Below are 17,369 nucleotides of genomic sequence, written 5' to 3'. Positions count from 1 at the left end.
GAAAAAGGAGTTTTTGATGAGCCGCATCATTCTGATTACCGGAGCCAGCCGCGGCATCGGCGCCGCCACCGCGCGCCTGGCGGCGCAGCATGGCTACAGCGTGGTGATCAACTACCATCGCCAGCGCGAGACCGCCGAAGCGCTGGCCAAAGAAATCGCCGCCAACGGTGGCCAGGCTATCGCGCTGCCGGCCGACGTGGCGGACGAAGCTCAGGTTCGCGATCTGTTCGCCGAGATCGATGAACGCCTTGGGCGCCTGGACGTGCTGGTCAACAATGCCGGCATGCTGGAGCAGCAGATGCGCCTGGAGCAGATGAGCCTGGAGCGCTGGCAGCGGGTATTCGCGACCAACGTGTACGGCAGCTTCCTGTGCAACCGCGAGGCGATAGCACGCATGTCGACCCGTCAGGGCGGCCGCGGTGGCGCAATCGTCAATGTGTCGTCGATTGCCGCGCGGCTCGGCGCGCCAGGGGAATACATCGATTACGCCGCCGCCAAGGGCGCGGTCGACAGCATGACGGTGGGCCTGGCCAAGGAGCTTGCTGAAGATGGCATCCGCGTCAACGCGGTGCGCCCTGGGGTGATCGACACCGAGATTCATGCCAGCGGCGGCGAGCCACAACGGGTGGCGCGCGTGGCCGCCAGCATTCCACTTCGGCGCGGCGGGCGCGCCGAAGAAGTGGCAGAGGCCATTGTGTGGCTGGCGGGCGAACAGGCTTCCTACACCACCGGTTCGCTACTGGACGTCAGCGGAGGTCGCTAAACGCCTCGTCGTCAGCTTCGAGCGTTTGCAGAATGCTCACCTCTGCTGGCGCAATGTTCACACCAAGCAGCGCATCGATGACCTCGCAGTTGGTTTCTCGCCGCACCACAGCGAACAGTTCGACTGCCTGCGGGTAAGTGCGGGTAAGCATCGCCAGCCACTGCTTGAGCCGCCCCGACGCGTAACGCGGAGAAATCTTGCGGCGTGCCTGTAACCAGAACTCGGCGAGCAGCGGCTGCAGCTCCGCCCAAGTCATCACGCCAGCATCCTGGCCGGCCTTTGCCGCAGCGATCTGCCGGGCCAGGTCGGGCTGCGCCACTACGCCGCGGCCGAGCATAATGTTTTCCGCACCACTGACTTCACGGCAACGCCGCCAGTCGTCCAGCGACCAGATATCGCCATTGGCGTACACAGGCACGGCAACGGCTTCCTGCACCCGCGCCACCCATTCCCAGTGAGCCGGCGGCTTGTAACCTTCGACCTTGGTGCGCGCATGCACGACGATCTGCGCGGCGCCCCCCTCGGCCAGCGCCCGTGCGCAATCCAGTGCCAGATCCTTGTGATCGAAGCCCAGGCGCATCTTGGCTGTCACTGGAATGCTCGAAGGCACGCTACGGCGCACCTCACGCACGATGGCGTGCAACAGCTCCGGCTCCTTGAGCAGCACCGCCCCGCCGCGGGACTTGTTCACCGTCTTGGCCGGGCAGCCAAAATTCAGGTCGATCACCGGTGCACCGAGCACACAGGCATACGCGGCATTGTCACCCAGGCACTTGGGGTCCGAGCCGAGCAGTTGCACACGTAGCGGCGTACCGGCCGCGGTTCTGGCGCCATTGAACAGCTCCGGCGCCAGCTTGCGGTAGGTCGACCTGGGCAACACGCGGTCGGTGACGCGGATGAACTCGGTCACGCACCAGTCGATGCCGCCAACCTGGGTCAGCACGTCGCGGAGAATTTCATCGACCAGCCCCTCCATGGGCGCCAGGGCGATCTGCATGGCGGTACTCTCGAAAAGATAGTGACGGCATCAGCATGCCGGTGGAAAACGGCGCGTAGTGTAGCGGCGAGGAGCACGCCAGGACAGCGGCGTGCGAGCTGAACACCGGCAACCTCTAACAGTCCATTGCATTACCGAATGCCAATCTGGAATGACCATGAGCAGACTTAGCCTGCCCGGCGCACCGCTCGCCCTGCTGCTGATCAGCACGGCGAGCTTCGCCGTGACACCCATCTCCGAGGGCGTGCCCATCGACCCGGCGGCCACCGCCAAACTGATCGTCAGCCGCGACCGCAATGCACCCAATGCCTGCGACCTGCAGCTGCGTGTTGACGAACAATTGGTGGTGGCCCTGCCAGCCGGTGAGAGCGTCACGCTGGACGTGCCGAGCGGCGAGAGGACCGTCGTCCTCACGCCTTCACGGGAAGGCTTCTGCGCCCAGATAGAGCTGGTGAGCAGCCAGTCGATTCTGCTGCAGCCTGGTGAGGTGCGAAGCTACCAAGCCGTTTACCAAGAACAGAAGCTGTTTCTCGCTCCACAGCCATGACCCATCAGGCGGGCAGCAAGGCCTTGCCATAGCCTTCGACGAACTCGGCCGGCATGCGTTTGGGTCGCCCGCTGGACAGCTCGATGCAGACGAAGGTGGTGCGCGCGCGCAACAAGGTGACGCCATCATGCGGGCGTACCAGCTGGAAACAGCGATCCATCTTCAGGCGCTGATCGGACTCGACGATCCAGGTGCCCATCAACAGCTCCTGACCTTCGTAGGCGCTGCTCAGGTAATCGATCTCGTGACGCACCACCGCCATGGCCCGATCCAGGCGCCGGTACTCGACCAGATCCAGCCCCAGCGACTGCGAATGCCGCCAGGCGCAGCGCTCCAGCCAGGTCACGTAAACGGCGTTGTTGGCATGCCCGAGGCCGTCGATATCCTCGCTGCCGACCACCAGGTCGATGGTGAACGGATCGGGGCGATCCCAGCTCACGACAGACGCCCAGGCGCGGAGGCGCGCAACGATGCAGCAGTGTGAGTCAGCTTCATGCGGTGACCTCCCTTGGTGATGGCACGAGCCTGACCTTAGGAGTTTTGCCTGCTGCAACGCAAGGACTGCATGAACAAGCCGGCCAGCACTTTTCGAGCGCACAAAAACAAAAGGGCCACTTCGTGAGAAGTGACCCTTAAAAATCCCGCAGAGCGGGCAAAAATGGCGTCCCCTAGGGGACTCGAACCCCTGTTACCGCCGTGAAAGGGCGGTGTCCTAGGCCACTAGACGAAGGGGACGAAACCTTCGAAGAACAAGGCCAGCACTAGGCTGGCCCGGCGTGGATTGGTGGAGCTAGACGGGATCGAACCGTCGACCTCTTGCATGCCATGCAAGCGCTCTCCCAGCTGAGCTATAGCCCCATAACCTTGCGGTCTGGCTGCAGCACCAAGGCGCTGCAACTGGAAATAATGGCGTCCCCTAGGGGACTCGAACCCCTGTTACCGCCGTGAAAGGGCGGTGTCCTAGGCCACTAGACGAAGGGGACGCAAATGCCCTTCTTTACAACTCAACCTGTTCCTAAGAACCGGTTGTGGCATCCGAGATTGGTGGAGCTAGACGGGATCGAACCGTCGACCTCTTGCATGCCATGCAAGCGCTCTCCCAGCTGAGCTATAGCCCCATCTCGAGGACGGGGCGCATGTTAAGTGCGCCCCCTCACCCTGTCAACAAAAAAATAGTCGGTGGCTGTTTTTTTTTCGCTGACATAACAAACACTTACCGCAAACCGCGGGATGCCAGCCCGCCACGGCGACCGACGGCCTGGAAACCGGCTCCGATCAGTTGATGCTGGCCAGAAGCTTTTCCCACTCCTTGTTCTCTTTCTTCGATACGCCACCGAGCAATTCGATGGCCTGGCGCAGGCGGAAACGCGTGAGATCCGGGCCGAGGATTTCCATGGCATCGAGCACTGACACCGAGCTGGCCTGGCCGGTGACGGCGGCGAACATCAGCGGCATGGCATCGCGCAGTTTCAGCTCCAGGTGCTCGACCACCGCCTGGATGCAGCCGGTGATACGCTCCTTCTCCCACTGACGCAGCGCTTCGAGCTTCCAGAGGATCAACTGCATGAGCTGGCGCACCTGATCGTCCGACAGCTTCTTGTGGGCGAACAATGCCTTGTCGGGCTGCACGCCACCAGCGAAGAAGAAACCCGCCAGCGGCGCGATCTGGCTGAAGGTTTCCACCCTGCCCTGCACATGCGGCGCGATCTGCATCAGGTAGTCGCTGTTGAACGCCCACTTCTGCACGCCAGCGGCGAACTCCTCGACGCTCAGTTCGCGCATCCACTGGCCATTGAGCCAGGACAGCTTCTCCAGGTCGAAGATCGGCCCACCCAGGGAAACCCGCTGCACGTCGAAGTTGGCGATCATCTCGTCGAGGGTGAATTTCTCGCGCTCATCAGGCATCGACCAACCCATGCGGCCCAAATAGTTGAGCATCGCCTGTGGCAGGAAGCCCATACGCTCGTAGAAAGTGATCGAGGTCGGGTTCTTGCGCTTGGACAGCTTGCTCTTGTCCGGGTTACGCAGCAGCGGCATGTAGCACAGCTGCGGCTTTTCCCAACCGAAGTATTCGTACAGCAGGATCAGCTTGGGCGCCGACGGCAGCCACTCCTCACCGCGCAGCACGTGGGTGATCTTCATCAGGTGGTCGTCGACCACGTTGGCGAGGAAGTAGGTCGGCAAGCCGTCGGTCTTCATCAGCACCTGCATGTCCATGCGATCCCACGGAATCTCCACGTCGCCGCGCAACATGTCCGGCACCACGCAGATGCCCTCGCTCGGCACCTTCATACGGATCACATGGGGCTCGCCGGCGGCCAGCCGACGCTGCACTTCTTCTTCGGAAAGCAGCAGGCCGCGGCCGTCATAGCGCGGCGTTTCACCACGGGCCATCTGCTCGGCACGCATCTGGTCGAGCTCTTCCGGGGTGCAGAAGCAGTAGAAGGCATGGCCTTTCTCCACCAACTCCAGCGCGTACTTGCGGTAGATCTCGCCCCGCTCGCTCTGCCGGTACGGACCATAGGGGCCGCCGACGTCAGGACCTTCGTTCCACTCGATACCCAGCCAGCGCAGGGCGTCATAAATCTGCTGCTCCGACTCGCGGGTCGAACGCACCTGATCGGTATCCTCGATACGCAGGATGAACTCGCCACCGTGCTGCTTGGCGAAGCAAAGGTTGAACAGGGCGATGTAAGCGGTACCGACGTGGGGATCGCCAGTGGGCGACGGGGCGATGCGAGTGCGAACGGTGGTCATGGGTAGTCCCGAGCAAGTAAGACTGGAAAATGGCATAGGCCGAACCTGCGGGCGGCGGCGTATGCGACCGGTGCAGGCGCCATGCAAGACGCGAGAAATCGAAAGTGGCGGATATTAACAGGCCAGCGCAGGCCGGCTCCAGCAGCGCTGGCAATTAGCCGGCCGGAGAGCGATCGGCCAAGTACTGCCGCAAGGCGATGACGCCCTCCTCCACGCAGGCACTGCAACCGACCCAGGAACAGGCGAGCATCAGGTTGCGCGGCAGGCCGAAATCCTCGATGAAATAGCCTTCGGCATCACGGCCTGCTTCGTCACCGGGCAACCACTGGCGCATGCTGCCCTGGTGCTGGAAGTACGCCCACACCGGCTTGCCGAGCGCTACCGCCGCCCCGACCTCGAACGCCGTCCCGGAATCCGGTTCGAAACCGCGAAAGGGGTTGAGGTTCGCCAGCACGGCGTCCGCGTCGCGAATCATCGCCAGGTTGAGCTGGCAAATCTGTGCCGCGCGCTCGCCGGGCGCCAAGCCCTGATCCACTTCGTTATCGAATGGATAAAGGCCCAGCATGCCCTGCTCGCGGCACAAGCGCTTCAGGTACCCGCCCTGCGCTATCGCATCAGGTCGGAATACGTCGAAGCCCGCCAGATAAATCCGTGGCTGCCCCGCTGCACTCATACCGCCAGCAGCCGGTCACGCAGCTTTTGGATGTCGTCGCGCATCTGCGCCGCCGCTTCGAACTCAAGGTCCCGGGCCAACTGGTACATCTTCTCCTCAAGCTGACGGATGCGCTTGGTGATTTCCGCAGGCGAGCGCAGCTCGGCTTCGTAGCGCGCGCTTTCCTCGGCGGCCTTGGCCATGCCCTTGCGCTTCTTGCTACGCGCCCCCGGCACCACGGCGCCTTCAAGAATATCCTTGACGTCCTTGAACACGCCCTTGGGCACGATGCCGTTGGCCTCGTTAAAGGCCAGTTGTTTCTCGCGACGGCGCTCGGTCTCGCCAATAGCCCGCTCCATCGACCCGGTGATGCGGTCGGCGTAAAGGATCGCGTGCCCGTTGAGATTACGCGCCGCGCGGCCGATGGTCTGGATCAGCGAGCGTTCGCTGCGCAGGAAGCCTTCCTTGTCGGCATCGAGAATCGCCACCAGGGCGACCTCGGGCATGTCCAGGCCCTCGCGCAGCAGGTTGATGCCGACCAGCACGTCGAAGGTACCGATACGCAGATCACGGATAATCTCCACCCGTTCCACGGTATCGATATCCGAATGCAGGTAGCGCACTTTTACGCCGTGATCGCCGAGATAATCGGTCAAATCCTCGGCCATGCGTTTAGTCAACGTGGTGACCAGCACGCGCTGCTCAAGGGCCACACGCTTGTGAATTTCCGAGAGCAGGTCATCAACCTGGGTACGCGCAGGGCGTACCTCGACCTCGGGGTCGACAAGGCCGGTTGGCCGCACCACCTGCTCGATCACCCGGCCAGCATGCTCGGCTTCGTAAGGGCCGGGCGTGGCGGAAACGAAGATGGTCTGCGGGCAAGCCCCTTCCCACTCCTCGAAACGCATCGGCCGGTTGTCCAGCGCCGAGGGCAGACGGAAGCCGTACTCGACCAGGGTTTCCTTGCGCGAGCGGTCACCTTTGTACATCGCGCCGACCTGCGGCACGCTGACGTGGGACTCGTCGATCACCAACAGCGCCTCGGCCGGCAGGTAATCATAAAGCGTGGGCGGCGGCGCCCCCGAGGGGCGGCCGGACAGGTAGCGCGAGTAGTTTTCGATGCCGTTGCAGTAGCCCAGTTCGAGAATCATCTCCAGATCGAAACGCGTGCGCTGTTCCAAACGCTGCGCTTCGACCAGCTTGTTGGCGCCACGCAGGTAGTCCAGACGCTCCTGGAGCTCGACCTTGATCTTCTCCATCGCCTCAAGCAGCGTGTCGCGGGGCGTCACGTAGTGGTTCTTAGGGTAGAAGGTAAACCGCGGCAGGCGTTGTAGCACCTCGCCGGTCAGCGGGTCGAATGCGCTGATGTTTTCCACTTCATCATCGAACAGCTCGACGCGGATCGCTTCCAGATCAGATTCGGCCGGGAAGATATCGATCACGTCGCCGCGCACCCGAAAGGTCGCACGGGCGAAATCCATGTCGTTGCGGGTGTACTGCAGCTCGGCCAGGCGGCGCAGCAGGTCGCGCTGATCCATCTTGTCGCCACGGTCGAGGTGCAGCACCATTTTCAGGTACTCCTCGGGACTGCCCAGGCCGTAGATCGACGACACGGTGCAGACCACGATGACGTCCTTGCGCTCGATCAGCGCCTTGGTCGCTGAAAGGCGCATCTGCTCGATGTGGTCGTTGATCGAGGCGTCCTTCTCGATAAAGGTGTCCGACGACGGCACGTAAGCCTCGGGCTGGTAGTAGTCGTAGTAGGAGACGAAGTACTCCACCGCGTTATTCGGGAAGAACGACTTGAACTCGCCATACAGCTGCGCTGCCAGGGTCTTGTTCGGCGCCAGCACCAGCGTCGGGCGCTGCACCTTGGCGATCACGTTGGCCACGCTGAAGGTCTTACCGGAGCCCGTCACACCGAGCAGCGTCTGGTGCGACAGCCCGGCTTCGAGGCCCTCGATCATCTGCCGGATCGCCTCCGGCTGATCACCGGCAGGTTCGAAACGGGTGACCAGTTGGAACTCGGACATAAATACCTCTGCAAAGGCTGTGACGCCACGAGAAAGAGTGCGTCATACCGGTGTACGCTATCGCGACACAGAATATGGGCCGCTATACTAACGGCCCGCTTGCGCAACCCCTAATCCAGTTGCCGGGTTGCTCGATACTCACCTCACCATAGAGCTGCCGCCCTCATGAGTCTGTTCTCCGCCGTCGAAATGGCTCCGCGCGATCCTATCCTGGGCCTCAACGAAGCATTCAACGCCGATACGCGCACTGACAAGGTCAACCTTGGCGTGGGTGTTTACACCAACGAAGAAGGTCGCATCCCCCTGCTGCGCGCCGTGATCGAAGCGGAAACCGCCTTGACCGCCGCCCATGCGCCCCGTGGCTACCTGCCGATCGAGGGCATCGCTGCCTACGATAAGGCCGTGCAGACCCTGCTGTTGGGCAAAGACTCGCCGCTGATTCAGCAAGGCCGTGTGATCACCACCCAGGCAATCGGCGGTACCGGCGCTCTGAAAACCGGCGCTGATTTTCTCAAGCGCCTGCTGCCCGACGCCACCGTCGCCATCAGCGACCCGAGCTGGGAAAACCACCGTGCGCTGTTCGAAACCGCCGGTTTCCCGGTGCGCAACTACCGCTACTACGACGCCTTCAGCAATGGCGTGAACCGTGGCGGCCTGCTCGAAGACCTGAAGAACCTGCCGGCTCGCTCCATCATCGTACTGCACGCCTGCTGCCATAACCCGACCGGTGTCGACCTGACGCCCGAAGACTGGCAAGCCGTGCTGGAAATCGTGCGCGAACGCGAGCATGTGCCGTTCCTCGATATCGCTTATCAGGGTTTTGGTGACGGTATTGAAGAAGACGCCGCTGCGGTGCGTTTGTTCGCCCAATCTGGCCTGACCTTCTTCGTCTCCAGCTCGTTCTCCAAATCGTTCTCGCTGTATGGCGAACGCGTTGGCGCGTTGACTATCGTCACTGGCGACCAGGAAGAAACCAGCCGCGTGCTGTCGCAGGTCAAACGCGTTATCCGCACCAACTACTCCAACCCGCCTACCCACGGCGCCAGCGTAGTCGCCGCGGTACTCAACAGCCCTGAACTGCGCGCTATGTGGGAAACCGAACTGGGCGAAATGCGCGACCGTATCCGTACCCTGCGCCTGGCCATGGTCGAGCAACTGGCAGCCCTGAACGCCAAGCGCGACTTCGGTTTTGTCGCCGAACAACGTGGCATGTTCTCCTACTCGGGCCTGACCACCGAACAGGTCGAGCGCCTGCGCAGCGAGTTCGGCATCTACGCGGTAGGCACCGGCCGCATCTGCGTGGCAACGCTGAACACACGCAACCTGCCGGTCGTCACCAAGGCCATCGCCGCGGTCCTCTGAGAGGCGCCTGGGGAAGTCGGCAGATGCTTGACTTCCCCTTCGTAATCAGTAGGATACGCGTCGTTGTTCCGCGATAGCTCAGTCGGTAGAGCAAATGACTGTTAATCATTGGGTCCCTGGTTCGAGTCCAGGTCGCGGAGCCAAATTCAGAAGCCTCGGTTCATACCGGGGCTTTTTTATGCCCGCTGGACTCTCACCAGGGACTGCGTCCCAGGTTATTCGCTGCGCTCACCCCTTCGGGGCCGCGCTGAAGCGCGTTCAACTGCGCTGTCGAGTCCAGGTCGCGGAGCCAACTCAAGAAACCCGGTCACTAGGCCGAGTTTTTTATTGCTTGCCGAAAAGCATGCAATCCGTAGGGTGGGTTAGCGCCGCCATTCAGAGGCATGGGAGACGCCACGGGCTCGAAGCGGCGCGTAACCCGCCAAGCGATCACTAGACTGATACGAGGTCTGCATAAGCTGCCCTGGATATTCCCGCAGCTCAGCTGGCGTAAAGATAAGCCTCTACATCCATCCCGGCATCACGCATCTGCGCCAGCTTGTAGCGAAGCGTGCGCGGGCTGATGCCAAGTCGTTCAGCTGCCTCTTTGCGACGACCTCGCTCAGCACGCAGGATGTCGATGATCACCTGATACTCCCGGCGCCGCAGATCCTCGCCCAGCGCACCATCGGCCACAGCAGGTTCAAGGACAGGCGGCGCATCTCTACCCGATACCACAGCCAGTAGCGGTTGCGCGGGCTGAGGTATTTGAGCGAAACCAATCGGCGCAGTGAGACAAAGATCGTGAGGTTCGATAACGCCATTTTGCTGAAGAATGACCGCGCGCTGGATGGCGTTATCCAGCTCACGCACATTGCCGGGCCAGGCGTAGCCCGTCAGGCAAGCGACAGCCTGGGCGGAGAGGCGCAGTGGCGGCAGGTTCATCTTGCCGACGTATTTGGCCAGCAGCCTCTCTGCCAGGGGCAGGATATCCGCCGGGCGTTCACGCAATGGTCGCCAGGCCAGAGGAAACACAGAAAGGCGATAGAACAGATCCTCACGGAAACGTCCCGCAGCCACTTCGGCCGCCAGATCACGGTTGCTGGTCGCCAGCACCCGAATGTCCAGTTTGAGTGGCTTGCGAGCCCCTACGCGCTCGACTTCACGCTCTTGCAGCACACGCAGCAATTTGGCCTGAAGCGCGAGCGGCATTTCGGAGACTTCATCAAGAAGAATGGTGCCGCCTTCGGCCAACTCGAACTTGCCTGGCGCACTCGCAACGGCGCCAGTGAACGCACCTTTCTCGTGGCCGAACAGCGTGGCTTCCAGCATGTTTTCCGGAATCGCGGCGCAGTTGATGGCGATAAACGGCCCCTTTTCGCGAGAGGATTGCTGATGAAGGTAGCGGGCCAGAACTTCTTTACCGGTTCCCGATTCACCAGTGATCAACACCGTCGAATCACTGCGTGCGACTCGTGCCGCCAACTCCAGTAATTGCAGACTGGCAGGCTCGCAAGCCACAGGACCACCCTGTTCCGTGTCGCTGGCTCTGCCCAATGCGTGGCGGGAGACGAGCGACAACAGCGCCTTGGGCTCGAAAGGCTTGACCAGGTAATCGACAGCGCCACGCCGCATCGCCTCAACAGCCCGCTCAACAGCGCCAAACGCCGTCATCAACAAAACCGGCAACTGTGGCTGACGCTCACGAATCACAGACAGCAACTGATGGCCGTCCATACCCGGCATGTTCACGTCGCTGATCACCAAGCCGAACGGCTCTTGGCCGATTGCGATCAACGCTGACTCGGCGCAGTCGACTGCGCGATAATCGTGGCCACCCAGCTCCAGGGTGTCCGCCAGGGCTTCGCGCAGCGCGCGGTCGTCTTCAACCAACAGGACTTTGGCAGCCATGGGTCACTCCTGAATCAAGGGATGCGCTGGAATGATCAGCGGCAGAATCAACAAGGCGCAGGTTCCGAAACCCGGTCGCGAACGCAGTTGCAGCTCACCGTGATGAGCCCGGGCAACAGCCTTGACCACTGCCAGACCAAGACCGGTGCCAGTGGCTTTTGTGGTGAAAAAGGGTTCGCCCAGACGCGACATCGTGACCGCATCGATACCAGGGCCATTGTCGCTGACGCACAAGCGCAAGGTGCTACCGCGGCCATACGCATGCACTTTGAGTCGAGCGCCCTGCCCCGCAGCCTGAATGGCATTCTCGAGCAAGTTCAGAAGCGTACCGACCAAGGTATCGCGATTACACAGCAACTCACCGCCACGGACATCGCACTGCCAGCGCACGCTCATGCCATGAGCCAGCGAATCACTCACTTGCCGAAATGCCTCGAAAAGCTCAGACGGTGTGAGCCGATCCGGCAATGGCAGCTCACCACGGGCGAACACCAGCATGTCACGCACCTGGTGTTCGAGCTCGTGAAGCCGCTCCTTCAAGCGCCCAGCAAAGCGCTGCTGCTGCTCGGCGGGTAATACCTGGTCGGTCAGATGACTCGCGTACAGCAGCGCCGCCGACAAGGGCGTACGTACCTGATGCGCCAACGAGGCAACCATCCGCCCCATTGCGCTCAAGCGCTCATGCCGCGACAACTGATCCTGCAGGCGGCGGGTTTCCGTCAGGTCGGTCAACAACACCAATTGCCCGGGCTCGCCCTGTAGCGAGCGAGTGGAAATCGAAAGTCGCCGGCCATCAGCCAAGGAAACTTCATGCCCGTCATCACGACGGGGAGCGAAACGCTGGGCAATCACCTCGCGCCAAAGCCTGCCAAGCAACGGCTCACCGAGCATGTCGCGCGCAACAGGATTGGCCTCGCGCACTAAGCCATGGCCGTCAATGACGACGACACCGCCAGGCAGCAAATCCAACAGGCTCTGCAGTCGATGGGCCAAGCGCTCTTTCTCATTCAACTCAAGCACACGCTGCTCACTCACATGAGCCAACTGCCCTGTCAGTTCGTTGACGCGATTTTCCAAGAGGCTGTAGGAATTCCCCAGCCGACTCGACATCTGCTCGAACAGCGCCAGCGACTGTTCTAGATCGCCACGCGCCCCCTGTACAGGCGTATGGGCGGCTGAATCGAGATGTCGCTGCGGGCTTGGTTTCATTGCACTTTCTCGCTTGGCGAACCGTCATGGGCGGTCAGTTACCAAGGAGATAGCAATACTCATGCCTGAAAATAAAATCCTTTATTTTCATAGCGATAGGATTATCTAGAATAGAGAGCCGCCAATTACCTGATTGGCCGGCACAGCGAACGCTGCACCTGTAATCAACGCAAATGGTGAGCGGGCGCCCACCATCTCTAGAAGCACAGCGGCGAACTTACTCGTCGCCACCCTCATCGTCGCGGCGGCTCATACCGTACTTGCGCATCTTCTCGACCAGCGTGGTACGGCGGATACGCAGGCGCTCGGCGGCCCGAGCCACAATCCCGCCGGCATCATCCAACGCCTGCTGGATAAGCCCTTGCTCCAGATTACCGAGGTAATCTTTCAGATCCAGGCCCTCGGCTGGCAGCATCGCTGCCGACAACACGGACGGCGTCGACGAGGTCAGCACCGCACGCTCATCGAGCTCATCACGCAGACTGGCGGCGAGCTGTTCATCCTCGTCATCGACGTGGCGGAATTTCTTCGGCAGCTCACCAACCCCAATCACGCCATAAGGGTGCATGATCGCCATGCGCTCAACCAGGTTGGCCAGTTCGCGGACGTTGCCTGCCCAGTCGTGGCGGCAGAGCGACATGATCGCTGCGGAGTTGAAGCGGATCGAGCCGCGCTTCTCATGCTCCATGCGCGAGATCAGCTCGTTCATCAGCAGCGGAATATCTTCGATGCGCTCACGCAGCGGCGCCATCTCGATCGGGAACACATTGAGGCGGTAGTACAGATCCTCGCGGAAACTGCCGCCCTCGATCATGTTCTCAAGGTTCTTGTGGGTCGCCGCGATGATGCGCACATCTGCATTCTGAGTCTTGTTGCTGCCCACGCGCTCGAAGGTGCGTTCCTGCAACACACGCAGCAGCTTTACCTGCATGGGCAAAGGCATGTCGCCGATCTCATCGAGAAACAGCGTGCCGCCATTGGCAAGCTCGAACCGTCCTGCGCGGGTGGTGATGGCACCGGTGAACGCGCCTTTCTCATGGCCGAACAGCTCGCTTTCGAGCAGCTCGGCGGGAATGGCGCCGCAGTTAACCGGAACGAAAGGCCCTTCACGGCGTTTGGAGTGGTAATGCAGGTTGCGGGCGACCACTTCTTTTCCAGTACCGGACTCACCAAGAATCAGCACACTGGCCTCGGTATCGGCCACCTGCTGCATCATCTGCCTAACCTGCTGGATGGCACGACTGGTGCCGACCAGGCTACGGAACAGGTTGGGTTCGCGCTGCCGACCACGCTCACGGGCCTGATCGTACATCTCGCGATAGACCTGGGCGCGGTGTAGGGAATCGAGCAACTTATTGTAACTGGGCGGCATTTCCAGCGTCGCCAACACACGACGTCGGTATTCCTCTGGCCACTCATGCGTGGAATGCTCGTGAAGCATCAGTACCGGCAGAAATTCGTCCCAGGCGGCGAACTCCTTGAGCAGATCCAACGCTCCGCCCTTGAGCTGCACTTCACCCAAGAGGACGCCGAGAATACTCCGACTAGAATCAACAGCCTCGACAACCTTGCGCCAGTCCCCACTGCCACAAGCGAGATGGTCCTCACCAAGGAAAGCGAGAATCACCGACAGGTCGCGGCGGCGCTCAAGATTGTCATCGATTAGCAGAAGCTTGGTTTCACGCCACATAATTGTTCGGCCCAGAGAGGAAAAGCCACCAAGCGCCCTAGCGCCGGCATATGGCCAGCAGTAAAGTAAATTATTGGCGCTTAGTCAATTTTATGGCGTGATTATTTGAAGGAAGCTGGGAATGAGTCAATTTTAAAGCCGGCCAGGGAAAACCGCGGCTACAGGGGAAAAAGCTGACAAACATTAATTGGTGCAAATAATGACGCAGTAATTACTTACTCAGCCAAAAAGCTGATAAACCTTTGCGCCCTGCTGCGAGTGGTTAAATTGAACAAGCTCGTTAGCCAAACGCTGGCGCTCGGTTTGACAAGCGGTTACCAAATCCTTGTAGAGATCTAGCAACTCCTCCATTCGCGCCCGCAGCACACCATCGTCTTCGGCAGCATCTACCATGGCATCTTCCACAGCCTGACGGCACTGCAGATCCAGCTCACCGATAGCCGCCCAATCCTGGGTTGACAACGCCTGGCGCATGGCAGTACCCGTATTCTGCAGACGCTGAACAGATGTATTCATGGAAAACTCCTTTCCAGCACGCCAATCACTGGGCGATTGCATCCCAGCCGGATTTAACGTTGCGCAGCAAATCGGCGACTTCATCGAGCGGCTCGACGCTGTTCTTCAGATTAGCCTCCAGCAAGCGGCGGCTCATGTAGTCGTAAAGGTTGTCCAGGTTCACAGCCAGCTCACCACCTTCTTCGAGGTTCAAACCAGCACGCAGGCCACCAATGATTCCAATGGCCTTGCCAATCAACTCACCCTTCATAGCAAACTGCCCGCGCTCCATGGCGCCACGCGCTTGGGCCAAGCGAGTCAGGCCACCTTCCATCAGCATCTGAATCAGACGATGCGGACTGGCATCTACAGCCTGAGCCTGAGTGTTGACGTTTTGATACTGACGCATAGCGGCCATGGCATTCATGCAGATGTACTCCAGTGTACAGCGGGAATACTTCATGTATCGGCACGAGAGGCGTGAGCTTTAGCGAAGATTGATCATCAATATATCGAGATAGGAGAGCGTGGAAAACGGGCGAGTACACACGCCACAAGCGAGGCGCAAGCCCCTCGCTTATGGCGACAGTCGACTTGCAAAAACTAGACAGAGGCGCCTCGCAGTTACTCGTAGACGCACTCCGTTCATTCGCCGCCAGGTTCGACCTCAGGGCCGATGGCTTTCCAGGCATCGCGGATCTGCGTCAGCAGCTCCTGCACCTCTTCCAATCGGCGCGGCGTATCGTCGAGCGCTACGCCAACCAAACGACGGTTGATGTAGTCGTACAGATTGTCGAGATTCTGCGCCAGCTCACCACCGAGCTCCTTGTCCAAGCTCGACTGCAACACGGCGATGATGGATATGGTGCCGCTGACCGCCTCACCGCGTAGACCGGGGTTCTGCTGTTGCTGGGCCAGAATAGCCAGGGCGATTCGCTCGATGGCACCGTCCAGCAGGAGGCTGACCGCCTGGTAAGGCGTCACGATCTGGCTGGTTTTGACACTCTTGTAGGTATCGATAGGATCGCTCATTTAACTATTCTTCCTCACTACGCCGGGTAGATTGGACAGCGTGTTCTGCAACTGACTGCTGGTACCGTTCAACTGACCGACCAGAGAGTCCATCGCGTTGAATTGGGCAAGCAGGCGCTTTTGCATGCTGTCGACACGTACCTTGAGATCCTCGGTCTGTTTTTTTATGTCGGCATCGGTAGATTGCAGCGCTGACATCCGCTGAGAAAGAATTCCACCTGTCTGGCTGTATGCCGTCACCTGCCCATCCAGACGCTTCATCAAGCCGGTATCACCTAAGAAAAACGAACCGACTGCATCGAAGTTGTCTTTCAGTGCCGCATCGAGTTTGGTGTCCTCGATTTTCAGGGTGCCGTCTTTTTGGGTGGTAATACCCAGATCGGCCAGCACCCTCACACCATCACCGCCAACGGGGTTCACCAGTTCGTTGCGAACACCGCCGACGAGATTTCGCACTGTCGAGTCACCCACCAACCCTCCGACCAGCGGAGTGCCGTCCTCGCCAACCTTGGTCACCCGAGTCAGATCGTTAGTGGTATTGATCAGCTTGTTGTAGGCCTCGACGAATTTCTTGATACCCGCTTTGACACCGGCGTTATCCTCGCCGACCTTGAGGGTCAGAGGCTTGTTGCTTTCGGTGGTAGCGAGCAAGTCGAAATCGACATCTGCAATCGCCCCCTTGACCGTATTGGTGGGGCTGCTGAGTACCAGGCCATCGATGGAGAACTGAGCATTGGTCGCCTGGACGATGTAGCCCGCGCCCTGGGTATCGGCGGGATCAAGCTTAGTTCGACCATCGACGCTAAGAGCGGCGAGATCACCGCTGCCGGAAACGATGACGTCCTTGCCGTCACCCGTCTCGTTGCCACTGAATACCAGGCGAGACTTGCCAGTGGCTGGATCGTTGATGGTGCTGACGCTTACGCCCTTATCCTTGAGCGCAGAATTGAGCTGGTCACGAATGCTGGCAAGATCAGAACCTGCAGTGATCTTCACGTCGACAGCGGTGCCACTATCACCGAGTTTGACGCTCAGTACCTCGTCACTGCCGCCACTCTTGAAGTTTCCGTCGAGGGCCTGAGTCGCAACCTTGCTGGCTGAAGCCAGGCTTTTCACCTCAACCTGGTAGCTGCCAGCCGATGCTGTTTTTCCGGCGGTAGCCGTCAGCGCACTGGTATTGGAGGACGTGGCCGTACGCTTCTCGAACAGAGCTGGGCTATTGAGATCTTTGAGCGCGGTCTGAAACTCGCCAAGCGCAGTATTGAGCTTGCCCAGGCCGGTTAGCTTGACGGTAGTCGAACTCGACAGGCGCGCCAGCTGCGCTTCCTTGGGTGCCTTTTCGGCATTGACCATCGCCGTCACCAGCTCACCGATTGGCAAGCCCGAGTTGATACCCGTCTGAATTCCACCAATAGCCATAAATTCTACTCCGTCACGATATTGACGTTCCTGCGCAAGTTTTTGCAGCCCTATTTTTTACATTCAAAAACCACGCCATATCAGGCTTCGGCCTTGAACAGCAGACTTCGCACTTCCTCCAGACTTTCCGCCAAGCGCAAGGCCTCTTCGGAAGGCAACTGACGAATTACATCGCCAGAAGCTCGATCGGTCACCTTGACCACAACCCTGCCACTTGAATCGTCGACACTGAAATTCAGGTCACGGCGGATGTTCTGCACGAAACTCTGGATGGACGTGACCGCTTTGTCCACCTGCTCGTAAATCTGCTCAGAATCTTCCGCCGGGGCCTGGCCCTGACTTGCAGCGGGCTTATCATTACCTGCTTCAGCAGAAGCCCCAGTTCTGACATAAGCACCGGAGACAGGCGAGCCGGTAGGCTTGGCCAGCACAGGTGACAAACTGTTTATTGCGATGTCCATTACTTTTACCTCGCAAGGCAAAACGGGGAGAAGCGCTATGCACTTCCCCCCGGAGTTTAGAG

The 17,369-nt window shown here is 60.2% G+C and carries 16 protein-coding genes and 5 tRNA genes; 4 read left to right on the top strand and 17 right to left on the bottom strand.

Annotated features, from left to right (window positions below):
- The first annotated feature begins 16 nt into the window (after positions 1 to 16).
- Positions 17 to 763, top strand: a complete 747-nt coding sequence (locus BUC40_RS07835) for an SDR family oxidoreductase (RefSeq protein WP_073264342.1) — start codon at positions 17 to 19, stop codon at positions 761 to 763.
- On the opposite strand, the gene BUC40_RS07830 is transcribed toward BUC40_RS07835, so the two are convergent.
- Complete coding sequence (locus BUC40_RS07830; protein WP_073264340.1) at positions 747 to 1,760, bottom strand: tRNA dihydrouridine synthase; 1,014 nt, start codon at positions 1,758 to 1,760, stop codon at positions 747 to 749. The genes BUC40_RS07835 and BUC40_RS07830 overlap by 17 nt on opposite strands.
- 157 nt (positions 1,761 to 1,917) lie before the next feature.
- On the opposite strand from BUC40_RS07830, the gene BUC40_RS07825 reads away from it, so the two are divergent.
- Positions 1,918 to 2,307 (top strand): hypothetical protein, encoded by a 390-nt coding sequence (locus tag BUC40_RS07825; RefSeq protein WP_073264338.1) that lies wholly within the window; start codon positions 1,918 to 1,920, stop codon positions 2,305 to 2,307.
- 4 nt (positions 2,308 to 2,311) lie between these two features.
- On the opposite strand, the gene BUC40_RS07820 is transcribed toward BUC40_RS07825, so the two are convergent.
- The 8 genes from BUC40_RS07820 to uvrB all read right to left on the bottom strand — a co-directional run bounded on the left by BUC40_RS07820 (position 2,312) and on the right by uvrB (position 7,749).
- Positions 2,312 to 2,746: an acyl-CoA thioesterase gene (locus BUC40_RS07820; protein ID WP_073264336.1), complete on the bottom strand. Its 435-nt coding sequence runs from the start codon at positions 2,744 to 2,746 to the stop codon at positions 2,312 to 2,314.
- A gap of 220 nt (positions 2,747 to 2,966) precedes the next feature.
- Positions 2,967 to 3,042, bottom strand: a tRNA-Glu gene (locus BUC40_RS07815).
- 47 nt (positions 3,043 to 3,089) lie between these two features.
- Positions 3,090 to 3,165 (bottom strand) — tRNA-Ala (locus tag BUC40_RS07810).
- Positions 3,166 to 3,214: 49 nt separating this feature from the next.
- Positions 3,215 to 3,290: transfer RNA gene (locus BUC40_RS07805), tRNA-Glu, on the bottom strand.
- A gap of 59 nt (positions 3,291 to 3,349) precedes the next feature.
- Positions 3,350 to 3,425: transfer RNA gene (locus BUC40_RS07800), tRNA-Ala, on the bottom strand.
- 157 nt (positions 3,426 to 3,582) lie between these two features.
- Entirely contained in the window at positions 3,583 to 5,064 is a 1,482-nt protein-coding gene (gene gltX, locus BUC40_RS07795; protein ID WP_073264334.1) for a glutamate--tRNA ligase, read from the bottom strand.
- A gap of 154 nt (positions 5,065 to 5,218) precedes the next feature.
- A complete protein-coding gene (locus BUC40_RS07790) occupies positions 5,219 to 5,737 on the bottom strand; it encodes a nucleoside 2-deoxyribosyltransferase (RefSeq protein WP_073264332.1) in 519 nt (172 codons plus the stop codon).
- Positions 5,734 to 7,749 carry an excinuclease ABC subunit UvrB gene (gene uvrB, locus BUC40_RS07785; protein ID WP_073264330.1) on the bottom strand — a complete coding sequence of 672 codons (2,016 nt, stop codon included), beginning with the start codon at positions 7,747 to 7,749 and terminating at the stop codon, positions 5,734 to 5,736. The genes BUC40_RS07790 and uvrB overlap by 4 nt, the downstream gene beginning before the upstream one ends.
- Positions 7,750 to 7,914: 165 nt before the next feature.
- On the opposite strand from uvrB, the gene BUC40_RS07780 reads away from it, so the two are divergent.
- Positions 7,915 to 9,111: an amino acid aminotransferase gene (locus BUC40_RS07780; protein WP_073264328.1), complete on the top strand. Its 1,197-nt coding sequence runs from the start codon at positions 7,915 to 7,917 to the stop codon at positions 9,109 to 9,111.
- Positions 9,112 to 9,178: 67 nt separating this feature from the next.
- A tRNA-Asn gene (locus BUC40_RS07775) sits at positions 9,179 to 9,254 on the top strand.
- A gap of 337 nt (positions 9,255 to 9,591) precedes the next feature.
- On the opposite strand, the gene BUC40_RS07770 is transcribed toward BUC40_RS07775, so the two are convergent.
- The 8 genes from BUC40_RS07770 to BUC40_RS07735 all read right to left on the bottom strand — a co-directional run bounded on the left by BUC40_RS07770 (position 9,592) and on the right by BUC40_RS07735 (position 17,307).
- Positions 9,592 to 11,001 (bottom strand): sigma-54-dependent transcriptional regulator, encoded by a 1,410-nt coding sequence (locus BUC40_RS07770; protein WP_073264326.1) that lies wholly within the window; start codon positions 10,999 to 11,001, stop codon positions 9,592 to 9,594.
- A gap of 3 nt (positions 11,002 to 11,004) precedes the next feature.
- Positions 11,005 to 12,210: a sensor histidine kinase gene (locus BUC40_RS07765; RefSeq protein WP_073264324.1), complete on the bottom strand. Its 1,206-nt coding sequence runs from the start codon at positions 12,208 to 12,210 to the stop codon at positions 11,005 to 11,007.
- Between the two features lie 217 nt (positions 12,211 to 12,427).
- Entirely contained in the window at positions 12,428 to 13,900 is a 1,473-nt protein-coding gene (locus tag BUC40_RS07760; RefSeq protein ID WP_073264322.1) for a sigma-54 dependent transcriptional regulator, read from the bottom strand.
- 219 nt (positions 13,901 to 14,119) lie between these two features.
- Positions 14,120 to 14,416 carry a flagellar protein FliT gene (locus BUC40_RS07755; RefSeq protein WP_073264320.1) on the bottom strand — a complete coding sequence of 99 codons (297 nt, stop codon included), beginning with the start codon at positions 14,414 to 14,416 and terminating at the stop codon, positions 14,120 to 14,122.
- Between the two features lie 25 nt (positions 14,417 to 14,441).
- Complete coding sequence (gene fliS / locus BUC40_RS07750; protein ID WP_027906174.1) at positions 14,442 to 14,822, bottom strand: flagellar export chaperone FliS; 381 nt, start codon at positions 14,820 to 14,822, stop codon at positions 14,442 to 14,444.
- 218 nt (positions 14,823 to 15,040) lie between these two features.
- Entirely contained in the window at positions 15,041 to 15,427 is a 387-nt protein-coding gene (fliS, locus tag BUC40_RS07745; RefSeq protein ID WP_073264318.1) for a flagellar export chaperone FliS, read from the bottom strand.
- A complete protein-coding gene (fliD, locus tag BUC40_RS07740; protein WP_073264316.1) occupies positions 15,428 to 16,846 on the bottom strand; it encodes a flagellar filament capping protein FliD in 1,419 nt (472 codons plus the stop codon).
- A gap of 80 nt (positions 16,847 to 16,926) precedes the next feature.
- The gene (locus tag BUC40_RS07735) at positions 16,927 to 17,307 is read right to left on the bottom strand and encodes a flagellar protein FlaG (RefSeq protein ID WP_073264314.1); all 381 of its coding nucleotides are present in this window, start codon (positions 17,305 to 17,307) and stop codon (positions 16,927 to 16,929) included.
- Between the last annotated feature and the right edge of the window lie 62 nt (positions 17,308 to 17,369).

Source organism: Phytopseudomonas punonensis, assembly GCF_900142655.1.
Taxonomy (GTDB): domain Bacteria; phylum Pseudomonadota; class Gammaproteobacteria; order Pseudomonadales; family Pseudomonadaceae; genus Aquipseudomonas; species Aquipseudomonas punonensis.
Note: the sequence above shows the minus strand (reverse complement) of the source record. Positions and strands in the feature narration are given on the sequence as shown.